This is a genomic window from Bacillus cereus group sp. Bc061 (genome assembly GCF_027715825.1).
Taxonomy (GTDB): Bacteria; Bacillota; Bacilli; order Bacillales; family Bacillaceae_G; genus Bacillus_A; species Bacillus_A paranthracis.
In genome coordinates, this window is the sequence record NZ_JAQFTZ010000004.1 from 47,767 (window position 1) to 60,436 (window position 12,670).

Consider the following 12,670-nt stretch of genomic DNA (forward strand, 5'->3'; position numbering starts at 1 on the left):
AGATGGCTAGCATTTTTCGATATGGAAAAGAAGGAGGACAAAATGAATCCATTTCAAGAAGCACAAACCGTCCCGGAGCTTCGTTATGATGAGATTCAAGTCGGTGATCAAGCATCACTTACAAAAACGATTACGGATGAGGACGTTATCAATTTTGCAAAATTGACTGGAGATGTGAATCCTATTCATATTTTAGATTCTTTTGCAAAAACGACAATGTTTAAAGAACGTATTGCTCATGGTATGCTCGTTTCAAGTTTTATTTCTACCATCCTTGGAACGAAACTCCCGGGTAAAAATACGATTTATTTATCTCAAAACGTTTCATTCCGCGCTCCTGTCAAAATCGGCGATACACTTCGCGTTGTGGCAGAGGTCATTAAAAAACGTGACGATAAAAAAATCATTACGTTGCAAACAAATATATATAATCAATCGGATGATATTGTCGTGGAAGGTACAGCGACAATACTAAAAAAAGAGTAGCAAAAATTGCTACTCTTTTTTCTATCCAATAACTTCTAATCACACCGATTACTTCCGCGTATGAGCACGCCGGTTCCACATAAAATAACGGTACCAGTTCAGATACATACTTAGCTGAACTGGATTACTCATAAGGATGTGTATCATCATGGCAAAAACAAACAAATTACTAGTTCCAGGTGCTGAACAAGCACTTGATCAATTTAAATATGAAATTGCACAAGAATTCGGCGTAAGCTTAGGGTCTAATACTGCATCACGTTCTAACGGATCAGTTGGCGGTGAAGTAACAAAACGTCTTGTTTCTTTAGCTCAACAACAATTACGTGGATAACAATATAACATATGGCTTAGAGGCAGATATTCTCTGCCTCTTTCTATTTTTAACATACATAATGGTGCTTTTTCACATACTAGTAAAAGCAAACTGAAAGGAACGATATGTAACATGAAACGGATTAACATTCGCATGAGTCCTCCCCGTGTTCTTACTTTGTCTTTTATTATGTTATCAATTATCGGTACATGCTTATTAAAATTGCCAATTGCTACAACGACGTCTATTTCATGGCTCGATGCTTTATTTACAACCGTTTCTGCTTGTACGGTTACAGGGCTTGGTGTTGTGGACACCGGGAAAGTATTTACCTTATTTGGCCAATGTGTCATTTTAACACTTATACAAGTGGGCGGACTTGGCATTATGAGCTTTGCCGTTTTAATTGCGATTATGCTTGGCAGAAAAATTGGCCTTCAAAACCGAATTTTACTGCAACAAGCATTAAATCAAACGAATATAGGCGGTGTCATTCGTCTTGCCAAAGCATTATTTTTATTCTCTTTTACAGTCGAATGTATCGCTGCTTTCATTCTTTCTTTTGAATGGGTACCGAAATATGGGATTGCTAAAGGGATCTATTATAGCTTTTTTCATTCCATCTCTGCTTTTAACAATGCAGGTTTTTCTGTTTGGAGCGATAATTTAATGTCCCACTCTCACAGCATTCTTGTCAATCTCGTCATTTCCTCCCTCATTATTTTAGGTGGGATTGGTTTTACAGTAATCGTAGATATAAAAAGAAAGAAAAATTTTAAAAACCTTACATTACACTCAAAACTTATGCTCTCTTCTACTCTAATCATCAATATTATTGCGACTGTTTTTATTTTTATATTCGAGTTTCACAATTCTCTTTCTATGAGAGGCTTTACTCCATTTGAAGAAGGCATGGCTGCTTATTTCCAAGCTATTTCAACGCGTACTGCTGGTTTTAATACAGTTGATATTTCCGCATTATCAAAGCCTTCCCTTTTATTAATGATGCTTCTAATGTTTATCGGAGCCGGTAGTGCTTCAACTGGCGGTGGGATTAAATTAACAACCTTTTTAATCATGTTTTTTGGGGTATTTAAATTTTTACAAGAGCAAGATGATATTGTCGTGTTTAAAAAATCCATTAAAGATACTCTCATTGTCAAATCATTAACCATCGCTATTATTTCTATTTCATTTATTTTTTTTGCTATTTTAATTTTAAGCATTACTGAGCGAGTTCCTCTATTGATGAGTGCTTTCGAAGTATTTTCAGCATTTGGGACTGTCGGTCTCAGTATGAATTTCACACCACACTTAACGATGATTGGAAAAGCTATTATTATCTTTATGATGTTTTTTGGGAAGATGGGGCCTTTAACATTAGCTTTTTCATTTGCACGTAAAAAGAACCGGAAAATAAAATATCCGAATGAAGACATTTTAACAGGTTGACAACCGTATAAATTATCCATATAATGAGAGTACAATAGCATATCTCCAAAGGGGAGTAGCGTCCAAGAATATTTCTTGGAAACAAAGTCGTCATTACGTAGAACTTAGTTCTTCCGGCTTTGTTGGCATTTTCATTACATATGTCTAGCAAGACCTTTGCCTATTAACGGCAGAGGTCTTTTTTGCATTCATTACCAAATTCTTCCAAAGTTAATAGGCAGGAGTATGGGGAAACTAAATAGTGGGGAAATTCTTCACTTATTTAGTACTTATAGAAATGAGAGGAGAATGTACATGGATGTATCATTATTATTGGAGTATGGTTGGGTATTACTCATCCTAATTGCACTAGAGGGGATTTTAGCGGCTGACAACGCTCTTGTTCTTGCAATTATGGTAAAACATTTACCAGAAGAAAAAAGAAAGAAAGCACTATTTTATGGATTAGCAGGGGCATTTGTTTTCCGTTTCGGATCGTTATTTATGATTTCGTTCCTAGTCGACGTATGGCAAGTGCAAGCAATCGGTGCCATTTACCTTATGTTTATCGCTGGTAATCACTTATTTAAAACGTATGTTAAAAAGAATACAGATGAAGAAACAGAAGAAAAAGAAGCAAAGAAAAAACAAGAGAACTTTTGGTGGACTGTATTTAAAGTTGAAGTTGCAGATATCGCCTTCGCAGTTGATTCTATTTTAGCTGCTGTTGCATTAGCAATGACTTTACCAAAAACAGGATTAGGTACAATTGGTAGTCTTGATACTGGACAATTCGTTGTTATCTTTGTAGGTGGACTTATCGGATTAATCATTATGCGATTTGCGGCAACTGCTTTCGTACAAATTTTAAAACGTAAACCAGGACTTGAAACTGCGGCATTCTTAATTGTAGGTTGGGTTGGTGTGAAACTAGCAGTTTATACGTTAGCACACCCTGCATTAAATGTAATTCCGCACTCATTCCCAGAATCTACACCATGGAAGCTTACATTCTGGATTGTATTAGTTGGAATCGCAGCTGGTGGTTGGTTCTTCTCAAAAGAAGTAGAAACAAAAGTAGAAAAGAATTTAGACGAAAAAGCGCTATAATTACAGTGCTTTTTCTTTTTGCCCTTCCCCCTCTCAATGTCCAGAAAAAATTCTATTATACTATATTTTGCAAACGCTTTCTTAATATATGTATGTCCTTTTTGTGAAACATTGCACAAACTTATTGAAACTATAAAAGAATCCATGTACTTTATTCATATAAGGAGTATTTATAGATGATGTACTAAAGGAGCGTATTACTCATGCTAGAACAAGGATTAGATTATGTTGTCAAACTGGCTAAGAGCAAAAAACAAATGTTAGATACAAACCCGATGCAATATTTCATTCGTGCAGCACTTGCGGGTATTTATATCGGTTTTATTATTGTTCTATGCTTTAAATTAGGTAACTTTTTTCACATTGCAGATTCACCAGCAACTTATTTAGCTGCTTCTATGTTTTTCGGAATTGCTCTCGTACTTATTATATATGGTGGTGCTGAATTGTTTACTGGAAACACAATGTACTTCACTGTAGCAACATTAAGAAAAGAAACAACACTATCTGATACACTTCGTAACTGGTTTGCTTGTTATGCAGGCAATTTAGCTGGTGCTTTATTCTTTGCCTTACTATTTTACGCAACTGGCATTTTTGAAGCAATTGATCACGGTCATTTCATGAATAAAGTAGTAGAAGGAAAAATGAATACACCTACAATGCAACTATTCTTTAAAGCAATTTTATGTAACTGGCTTGTATGTCTTGCTTGTTTCTTACCTTCTCAAGTTAAAGGTGATACAGCAAAAATGATGATGATGATGATGCTCGTTTTCACATTCTTCTTATCTGGTTACGAGCATAGCATCGCAAACTTATCACTGTTTGCTTTATCTTTAGTTTCACCGCATCCTGAGACAATTTCTTTTGCAGGTGCTATTCATAACTTAATTCCAGTTACAATCGGTAACATTATTGGTGGGTCTGTATTTGTCGGTATGGTATACCATTACTTAACAAAGAAAGTACCTGACGTGAAACAAGAAGAAACTGAATTAGGAGCAGCTCAACAAGAAGAAATCATTCCGTTGCAAGCGCATATGAAACATTAAAAACTCCAAAGTTTTACTTTGGAGTTTTTAGCTCCCCACATATTTAACAACAAGATTAGGATTAATCTCTCCTTCTTCCTTTCCCTTATTCATTCTCTGTTTCATCTTATGCATACCGATGACATCATTCGTATGAAAGTGTATTTCATTTACATATAAACCCTCTTTACAAAAAGCTTCGACAAAATCTAATCCACTTTTTTCTCCCCATCCCATATTGAAATCAAGGGAAAGAACATTCACCTCATAATCTCGTACCATTTGCAAAGCACATTCTACTGTAGTTGCGAGCACGTAACCGTACGGACAACTTCTTTGATCATCCATATATACATTCATTTTCTATCCCCTCTCTATTTTGCATACGTGACCAACATGTAACATATTGCCCCAAGACTAATAAAAGGACCAAACGGTATTTGAGTCCTCATTTTCATACGTTTTAATACGAGACCAGCTCCAAAGAAACAAAGACTAAAGCAAGATGCTAAAAATAAAACGATAAAAATCCCTTTCAGTCCCACTATAAATCCAAGTAATGAAAGTAATTTTATATCCCCTCCCCCAAGCCCTTCTGGATATATCTTTTGCATGCAGTATAACAAAATGAATATAACGCAACTACCAACTATACTATCTATCCAAGTGACTAACGGTATAAAAGCACATTCTAAAATGAGTAAACAAGCAAACCAAGCTAAAATACGATTTGGAATTAACATATATATGTAATCTGTAACTGAAATAATAAGAAGTAACGAAAAAAGTGATAAAACGATAATAAGCTCTCGTTCCACCCCAATCATATATACAGTAAGAAGGCATATCATTCCAGTTACAAGTTCAAATACTACGTACAAAATTGAAATTTTCCTCTTACAATTCGTACAACGCCCTCTTTGCATACAAAAAGAAATGATTGGAATCAATTCTTTTGGCTTTAGCACATACTTACAATAATGACAATATGAACGCGGGGTTATGATAGACTCCCCTAGCGGAACTCTCATCGCAATTACCATAAAAAAAGAACCAAACACCATCCCCGCTAACAATGCATATACATAAGTGAACATCCCTTCCTCTCCTTTCCAGAAGAACATAGCAAAAAAAGGAGAGAACTTCTACTTCATATTATCTCTATTCTATTAAAAAAGCAGGCCATTTTCTGGCCTGCTTTCCCCTATTTTATACGATGAAATATACTGCTTTTAATGGTCCATGTACTCCGACAACAAGATTCATTTCTATATCTGCCGAGTTACTAGGTCCTGTAATAAAGTTAATACAAGATGCCACTGTCTCGCCATTTTCTACACGCTTGTTCATATCCTCAACTGCTTGTGTAATACGAGGTACAAGTGTTTCACGTGGAATAATAGCAAGGTATACAGTCGGTAAAAAGTGTAAAGAACGGCCTTGGCCTTTATGACTTTGTACAACGATCGTACCAGATTCGGCTAAAGTATAATCACTAAATGCAATTCCAATATTCGTTCTTTCCGCGATACGCATATTCTCTTCTTTTTTCTCAGGATCCCATACGTTCACTTCAACATTTTGCTTTGGAAGTTCTTCTTTAAATAAAGAAGTCAATCCATAAGAATCAAAACGTTCATCTGCCGATAACATAATAGGTCCCCCGCCGTTTTCAACGATTACTTTTTGAATATCTTCACGTAAACGGTCATTTGTCGTTTCCACAACAGTTGTATGAATGTTTGTACATTGATTTTTAAATACTTCTAACAATTCTTCTTGTGAATAATTTTTTAACGTTTCTTTATTCACATTGTTTTTCCATACTGGACGTTTTACACCATCCGTTTTACGCGTGCGTCCAAGTTCTTTTGCAATATTTTCTAGAAAGGACTCACGGTTTTGAATTAATCCTGTCATTATTTGTCCCCGCCTTTCTTATGATCTTTATACCAATCACGGAATCGTTCTTTACTTGGAGCCGGGAATTCACGAATATCTGTCCAGTTTTTAAGTGGCCCAACACCTTTTGATACGCGGTTACCAGATGTAAATGGACTCATTGCTGCTGGCGCCATCTTTGATCCCATTTTATATAAAGCTGCTGAAGATGCACCCATACTAAACATTTTCATTGCTAATTTTTCTGCAAGTGGAGCACGCCCTTCTTGCTCAACGATAACTTGACGATGTTTTAATAATAAATCATGCAATGGAATTTTTACTGGACAAGCTTCTGTACACGCTCCGCATAAACTAGAAGCATAAGGAAGCTCTTTGTAATCATCATATCCACCTAAAAGTGGTGTTAATACCGCCCCAATTGGTCCTGAGTATATAGAGCCGTATGAATGTCCACCAACATGTCGATATACAGGGCATACGTTCACACAAGCAGCACAACGAATACATTGCAAAACTTGACGGAATTCAGATCCGAGAATTTGAGAACGACCATTATCAACCACAACTAAGTGGAATTCTTCTGGGCCATCTACTTCCTCTTCTTGAATTGGTCCCGCTACCGTTACATAACTTGTTAACTTTTGACCTACTGCACTACGACATAGTAAACCAACTAAAACATCTAATTCTTCCATTGTCGGAACCATACGTTCCATACCCATAACCGCAATTTGTGTTTTTGGAATCGACATAACAAGGTCGGCATTACCTTCATTTGTTACTAAACAAAGAGAGCCAGTATTTGCAACAGCGAAGTTACAACCTGTCACACCAATTTCAGCATCCATAAATTTTTCACGAAGTTGTTTACGAACAAACTTTGTCATTTCGTATGGATCATCAGAATTTTCATAGCCAAGCTTTTCTTTAAATACGTCACGAATTTGCGTTCTATTTTTATGAAGAGCAGGCGCAATAATATGTGAAGGTGGATCGTTATCTACTTGCAGAATATACTCTCCTAGATCACTTTCTAACACTTCACAACCGATTTCTTCAAGCGCATGGTTCATACTAATTTCTTCTGTTACCATTGACTTTGATTTTACTACCTTTTTTGCCTGCTTCTTTTTTGCAACGTCTTGAATATACTTTGCTGCTTCCTCTTTCGTTTTCGCAAAGTACACATGTCCGCCTCTTTTGGATACATTTTCACTTAACTGCATTAAGTAATAATCAAGATTTTCTAACGTATGTTGACGAATTTCTTCACCGAGTTCACGCCATTCTTCCCAGTTTCCTAATTCATCTGCTGCTTTTAAACGATTCGTATATAAGCGTGTTTGTGCAGAAGATACTGCTCCGCGCATAAACGAATCTTGAATTCCATCGCCAACGCGATCATTAAATTTTTTCTCACTGATTTTCATAGACATAGCTTATGTTCCCCCTTCATGAGCGACTATTCAGTACCTCAGCAATATGCATTACTTTTATTTCTTTTCCTAAACGCTCAATACGTCCGCCAATGTTTAACAAACACCCACAATCTGCACCGATTAAATAATCAGCGCCTGTTTCCATTGCACTATCTACCTTTTCATCTACCATTTGCTCAGAAATTGGAGTCATCTTCACTGAAAACGTTCCCCCAAACCCGCAACAATTTTGCACATTTGGTAACTCTCTCACAGTTAACCCTTTTACATTTGATAATAAAATTCCTGGTGCCTCTGTTACTCCAAGCATACGTGTCATATGACATGATTTATGAATAGTAGCAATCCCTGGTAAACTTGCACCAACATCAGTAACCTTTAAAACGTCTACAATAAATTGTGTAAATTCATATGTTTTATCAGCAACTTTTTGTGCACGTTTAGCCCACTTCGGATCATCTTTAAAAACATGCGGATACTCATGAAACATTGTCGCACAAGAACCAGATGGCGTAACGATATATTCTGCATCTTCAAAAGTTTCAATCATATGTTTCATCGCTTCTTTTGCAGCTTCTACATGGCCGCTATTATAAGCAGGCTGACCGCAACAAACTTGTGCTTCTGGAAATTCAATTTCACAACCTAAACGCTCCAACACCTCAACTGTTGCTTTGCCGACATTTGTTTCAAACATATCGACTAAACAAGTAACAAATAAAGTAACTTTCATAATTATTACTCCCCCTTTTTACAACTCCACCAACAAACATATGGTCATCAGATGACTAAGGAGAGAAGAAATAGGCTCAACCATGGCCTATCCTCTCCCTCTTCTAAAGAAAACGCTTACTTAATCTCTCTCTATTTTATCAGAAAATTAGATTTTTAAAAGATTAAATTAAGAATTTATATCGTTGCTACCTGTGACAATATGTTCTACATTTGTTAAATGATCTAGCATTGCTTGCTGCGCTAATTCTACATCTTGCTTTAACACTGCATCATATATAACTTGATGCTCTTCTATAAGTCGTTCTGATGTTGTTTGTTCACCATATAAAATAATGCGTCTTGATTCACCAATCGTTTCAGCAATCATCTCTGAAACATGATTCATGAGTTCAAGCAAAATGTTGTTATGCGAAGACTCCGCAATTCCCATATGGAACTGAAAATCTGCTTTTTCGCCAGCCTTTTCATCTCCAATGCTCTTTGCCATTTCATCTAACCAATGCTTCATATTTTGCAAATTATCTTCCGTACGTTTTGCCGCAGCTGCTCGAACTGCCCCCACTTCAAGCACCTTTCGTACTTCTAATAAATTCAAAATATCTTCTTTCTTCATCAATAATCTATTGTTTAATGATTTTGTTAATGAAGAAGAATCAAAATTCTTCACATATGTACCTTCTCCTTGTTTCATCTCAATTAAGCCCATCGCTCTTAGCGCACTTAGCGCTTCACGAACAGCAGATCTGCCAACTTGAAACTGCTCAGCTAATTGATGTACAGGAAGTAGTTTGTCACCAGGTTTTAACGTACCATTTTTAATCATTGTTAAAATAGCTTCAGATACTTCTTCGTAAATTTTTTTCGGTTTAATAGATTTGTACTCCAGTTAAATCACCTCAGTATCTTCCAAACAACAATTGAAACGATTTATAAGAACTTTGCATCATAACCATTTTAGAACGAATTGGTAAGAAGTACAAATGTTTTGTTCATAAAATCGTCAAAATTTCGATATTTATTACATATTAATTAATACTTTTACATATAACTGTTTTCTAAAAAAGAGCATGCCCTAAAAATTAGAACATGCTCTCCTCATCCTGTACTTTCAATTTAATACTAACCGTCGTGCCGTTCCCTTTTTCACTTTCAATTCGCCACTGTCCTTCATGTATATGAACAATTTGTCTTACAATTGCCAGGCCTAAACCTGTTCCACCATGTTGACGACTTCTCGCTTTATCAACTCTGTAAAAACGTTCACCAAGGTTTTCTAAATGCTCCGTATCAATACCGATTCCTGTATCTTTTATGTTCAATTCACAGTAATCATCTATCTGCCTAAGCGTTATCATAATATCCCCGTTTTGATTTGTATACCGTATCGCATTATCTAACACGTTATGAAGCACTTGTTGCATACGATCCTCATCAATCATTACAATGATTTCTGGATTTAAATTTGTTGAAATACGAATTTTCTTTTCTATAAACTTAATCTCATACGTATCTAACACATCTTCAATTAGTTGTGAAAAAACGATAGGTTGTTTCTTTAAAGGGAAATGTTCCCCTTCTAATTGTGCTAAATCTAATAAATCGTGAACGAGACGTTGCATACGATCTGCTTCTTTATGAATGAGCTGTGTCACTTTTTCCTGTTGGGGCCCCTTCGCTACACCATCTAAAATAGCCTCGCTATACCCTTTTATATAACTAAGTGGTGTTCTTAGTTCATGCGAAACGTTAGCTAAAAACTCCTTACGCTTTACGTCTTCTGTCTCTAAGGAATTTGCCATTTTATTAAATGCTTTACCTAATCGTCCAATTTCATCTTCAGAAGAAATTGTAATTCGTTCTGAGAAATCTCCCGTAGCCAAATGATTGGCAACTCGCTCCATTTGCGAAAGTGGTCTCGTAATAGCAATAATAATTTTTCTACCAATCCATATTGTCAGTAAAGTAATAGCAAGTGCTAACGGTGCTAAAATAAGGCCCATATCATATATTAAGTCTTTTATACTTTTTAAAGGAATATAAGAATATACAATGCCAACTAATTTTTTATTTTCTAAAACAGGAATGACAACCCCCATAATATTACGGTCAAAATGTTCCTCATACCCTATCTTTGTCACAGTTTTTCCATCTAATAAAGCTTGCCTATCCCCTTCACTTATAAGAGAATGATGGTGCACATCAAAAGGTAAACATGCACTTAAATCACGTGGATTAGACACGAAAAGTACATCTGAACTAGATATTTGATCAAACGCTCTTACTTTCTCTTCAAAAGTTGGTATTCCTTCGCTCTTATCGTATTGCGCAGCAAGACGCTTCCCTTCCATTACTAATGAATCTTTTAAATTATCAACATATAGTTTTTCATACGAATATAAAGATACAAAGTAAAGAAAGGAAACTGTTACAAATACTGCACATACTACTGTCAACCAAAGCTTCTGTACCATCGTAAACATACGTTACACCTCAAATTTATAGCCTACACCCCAAACAGTTTGAATGTAGTTTCCACTTTCTCCAAGTTTCAAACGCATCGTTTTCACGTGCGTATCTACCGTTCTTGTACTTCCAGCATAATCATATCCCCATACCTTTTCCAGCAATTGTTCCCGACTAAATACTTGTCCCGTATGTTGACAAAGAAAATAGAGTAAATCAAACTCTTTTACTGTAAGAGAAATCGGCTCACCATCGGCCTCAATCTTTCTACTTTTTTCATTAATAAGAATCGGTCCAAACTGAATCTCCTCTTGTTGCTCTTGTTTTGTATAGCGTCTTAATACAGCTTCCATACGAGCAATTAATTCACCAGGACTAAATGGCTTTACAATATAATCATCTGCTCCCATACGTAAGCCGTTCACCCTATTCCACTCTTCACCTTTTGCTGTTAAAAATATAATTGGTACATCTGACGTTTTTCTAATTTCTTTACAAACTGAAAGTCCATCCATCTCTGGCATCATAATATCTAGTACAACGAAATCATAATGGTCCGTTTCTAATTTTTTTAAAGCCTCTTTTCCATTTTCAGCTTCTCCCCACTCGTATCCGAAATTATCTAAGTACATTCCAACAAGTTGCCTCATATCACTTTCATCATCTACAACTAGCACCCTATATTTACTCATTGTCCTTCCCTTCTCTCTCTATGAGTTGAAACGGTCCTTTTCCGACTTTAATTGTTTGTTTTATTTTCAAATTCTTCATATCTATGACACACACTTCATCACTGTCATAGCTGGCTACATATCCTTCTGCTCCGCTCTTCAAAAATGCAAATGGGTTCGATCCTACTTCTACAGAAGCCACCTCTTTATACGTGCTAACATCAAACTTTCTAAGTGTATTCGAACCATGACTTAATGCATATACGTACTTATGATCCTTCGTAATATTCACAGGCATAAATGGAGCGTGTAAAGAACGTACCATTTCTCCGCTCTGCAAAGAATACACTAATACTTTCTCATTCACCTGATTTCCATCACCATGTCCGCCAATCCATATTTCTTTCCCATCTGGACTAATTGTTGCTCCCGTTGACGCTGGGGGAATCATAAAAGATTGTATCACTTCTTTTTTCTTTGTATCAATTGTCGTTAGCTTCGTATCATAAAAGTTTAATACAGATAACTGGTTATCGTACTCTACCATCGTTATCGGTCCTTTTCCTGTCGAAACATTCCCTGTCTCTTTTCCATTAATCGTAAAGAACCTTACCTTTTGAGCAGTTTGATCAGCAGCAAATAATTGTTTTTTATCTTCGGATACGATTACATTTACAATACCTTTTCCAGTTTTATATTTCTCCACTTGTCTTCCTTCGACTAGTGAATATACATACATGTACTCTAACTGCTTACCATATACAAGTATGTCTTCACCATTTGGAAGTAGTAGGGTTCCTGCCATCGGCTCGTTAAGTTCCCATGTCGTAATTAACTTTTTAGTTTGTTTATCGACAAAACTAATACTGCCTTCTTTTATATTCGTTGTTATAATAACACTTTTATCTTTAGCAATTGGTGTATATGAACTTCCTTGACACCCTACTAATAGAAATAAAAAACAAATAAGAAAAACAGACTTTCTCAAAAGATTCCCTCCATCTTCGGATGATTTCGTTATAATTGTAAAATAACAAATAAATGTGTGGAAAGTGTGAAATTTCCCTTTCCTACTTCATT

General features: G+C 35.9%; 14 protein-coding genes and 1 riboswitch. Of the genes, 5 read left to right on the top strand and 9 right to left on the bottom strand.

Translation table 11 applies throughout. The annotated features are described in order from the left end of the window. Positions 1-42 precede the first annotated feature (42 nt). The 5 genes from PDQ40_RS16445 to PDQ40_RS16465 all read left to right on the top strand — a co-directional run bounded on the left by PDQ40_RS16445 (position 43) and on the right by PDQ40_RS16465 (position 4,398). Positions 43-486: a MaoC family dehydratase gene (locus PDQ40_RS16445; RefSeq protein ID WP_001067916.1), complete on the top strand. Its 444-nt coding sequence runs from the start codon at positions 43-45 to the stop codon at positions 484-486. A gap of 148 nt (positions 487-634) precedes the next feature. Next, entirely contained in the window at positions 635-820 is a 186-nt protein-coding gene (locus PDQ40_RS16450; RefSeq protein WP_001140707.1) for an alpha/beta-type small acid-soluble spore protein, read from the top strand. A 114-nt stretch (positions 821-934) separates the two neighbouring features. Then, positions 935-2,254, top strand: a complete 1,320-nt coding sequence (locus PDQ40_RS16455) for a TrkH family potassium uptake protein (protein ID WP_000822333.1) — start codon at positions 935-937, stop codon at positions 2,252-2,254. 38 nt (positions 2,255-2,292) lie between these two features. Then, positions 2,293-2,458: riboswitch (yybP-ykoY riboswitch) on the top strand. Between the two features lie 90 nt (positions 2,459-2,548). Next, on the top strand, positions 2,549-3,343 hold the full coding sequence (locus tag PDQ40_RS16460; protein WP_000383322.1) for a TerC family protein: 795 nt from the start codon (positions 2,549-2,551) through the stop codon (positions 3,341-3,343). Positions 3,344-3,546: 203 nt separating this feature from the next. After that, a complete protein-coding gene (locus PDQ40_RS16465) occupies positions 3,547-4,398 on the top strand; it encodes a formate/nitrite transporter family protein (protein WP_000893049.1) in 852 nt (283 codons plus the stop codon). A 27-nt stretch (positions 4,399-4,425) separates the two neighbouring features. Here the strand turns inward: PDQ40_RS16465 and PDQ40_RS16470 are convergent, their stop codons facing one another. From PDQ40_RS16470 to PDQ40_RS16510, 9 genes are all read right to left on the bottom strand, one after another. Next, a complete protein-coding gene (locus PDQ40_RS16470; RefSeq protein ID WP_001103780.1) occupies positions 4,426-4,737 on the bottom strand; it encodes a cyclic-phosphate processing receiver domain-containing protein in 312 nt (103 codons plus the stop codon). 14 nt (positions 4,738-4,751) lie between these two features. Then, positions 4,752-5,474, bottom strand: coding sequence for a prepilin peptidase (locus tag PDQ40_RS16475; RefSeq protein ID WP_000495748.1), 723 nt, complete (start codon positions 5,472-5,474; stop codon positions 4,752-4,754). Positions 5,475-5,586: 112 nt separating this feature from the next. Then, a complete protein-coding gene (locus tag PDQ40_RS16480) occupies positions 5,587-6,297 on the bottom strand; it encodes a LutC/YkgG family protein (RefSeq protein ID WP_000147210.1) in 711 nt (236 codons plus the stop codon). Beyond that, a complete protein-coding gene (locus PDQ40_RS16485) occupies positions 6,297-7,718 on the bottom strand; it encodes a LutB/LldF family L-lactate oxidation iron-sulfur protein (RefSeq protein ID WP_000061914.1) in 1,422 nt (473 codons plus the stop codon). Before PDQ40_RS16485 ends, PDQ40_RS16480 begins: the two co-directional genes overlap by 1 nt. Before the next feature lie 16 nt (positions 7,719-7,734). Then, positions 7,735-8,454 carry a (Fe-S)-binding protein gene (locus PDQ40_RS16490; protein WP_000869149.1) on the bottom strand — a complete coding sequence of 240 codons (720 nt, stop codon included), beginning with the start codon at positions 8,452-8,454 and terminating at the stop codon, positions 7,735-7,737. 168 nt (positions 8,455-8,622) lie between these two features. Then, positions 8,623-9,312 (bottom strand): FadR/GntR family transcriptional regulator, encoded by a 690-nt coding sequence (locus tag PDQ40_RS16495; protein WP_255256540.1) that lies wholly within the window; start codon positions 9,310-9,312, stop codon positions 8,623-8,625. Positions 9,313-9,535: 223 nt separating this feature from the next. After that, entirely contained in the window at positions 9,536-10,936 is a 1,401-nt protein-coding gene (locus tag PDQ40_RS16500; RefSeq protein WP_270691502.1) for a sensor histidine kinase, read from the bottom strand. A 3-nt stretch (positions 10,937-10,939) separates the two neighbouring features. After that, positions 10,940-11,611 carry a response regulator transcription factor gene (locus PDQ40_RS16505; RefSeq protein WP_000049878.1) on the bottom strand — a complete coding sequence of 224 codons (672 nt, stop codon included), beginning with the start codon at positions 11,609-11,611 and terminating at the stop codon, positions 10,940-10,942. Further along, on the bottom strand, positions 11,604-12,578 hold the full coding sequence (locus PDQ40_RS16510) for a YncE family protein (RefSeq protein ID WP_071727914.1): 975 nt from the start codon (positions 12,576-12,578) through the stop codon (positions 11,604-11,606). Before PDQ40_RS16510 ends, PDQ40_RS16505 begins: the two co-directional genes overlap by 8 nt. Positions 12,579-12,670 lie beyond the last annotated feature (92 nt).

Excerpts from the sequence above, each read along its gene's own strand:
- PDQ40_RS16445 (WP_001067916.1), top strand. The coding sequence starts at position 43 with ATGAATCCATTTCAAGAAGCACAAACCGTCCCGGAGCTTCGTTATGAT.
- PDQ40_RS16450 (WP_001140707.1), top strand. The coding sequence starts at position 635 with ATGGCAAAAACAAACAAATTACTAGTTCCAGGTGCTGAACAAGCACTT.
- PDQ40_RS16455 (WP_000822333.1), top strand. The coding sequence starts at position 935 with ATGAAACGGATTAACATTCGCATGAGTCCTCCCCGTGTTCTTACTTTG.
- PDQ40_RS16460 (WP_000383322.1), top strand. The coding sequence starts at position 2,549 with ATGGATGTATCATTATTATTGGAGTATGGTTGGGTATTACTCATCCTA.
- PDQ40_RS16465 (WP_000893049.1), top strand. The coding sequence starts at position 3,547 with ATGCTAGAACAAGGATTAGATTATGTTGTCAAACTGGCTAAGAGCAAA.
- PDQ40_RS16470 (WP_001103780.1), bottom strand. The coding sequence starts at position 4,737 with ATGAATGTATATATGGATGATCAAAGAAGTTGTCCGTACGGTTACGTG.
- PDQ40_RS16475 (WP_000495748.1), bottom strand. The coding sequence starts at position 5,474 with ATGTTCACTTATGTATATGCATTGTTAGCGGGGATGGTGTTTGGTTCT.
- PDQ40_RS16480 (WP_000147210.1), bottom strand. The coding sequence starts at position 6,297 with ATGACAGGATTAATTCAAAACCGTGAGTCCTTTCTAGAAAATATTGCA.
- PDQ40_RS16485 (WP_000061914.1), bottom strand. The coding sequence starts at position 7,718 with ATGTCTATGAAAATCAGTGAGAAAAAATTTAATGATCGCGTTGGCGAT.
- PDQ40_RS16490 (WP_000869149.1), bottom strand. The coding sequence starts at position 8,454 with ATGAAAGTTACTTTATTTGTTACTTGTTTAGTCGATATGTTTGAAACA.
- PDQ40_RS16500 (WP_270691502.1), bottom strand. The coding sequence starts at position 10,936 with ATGTTTACGATGGTACAGAAGCTTTGGTTGACAGTAGTATGTGCAGTA.
- PDQ40_RS16505 (WP_000049878.1), bottom strand. The coding sequence starts at position 11,611 with ATGAGTAAATATAGGGTGCTAGTTGTAGATGATGAAAGTGATATGAGG.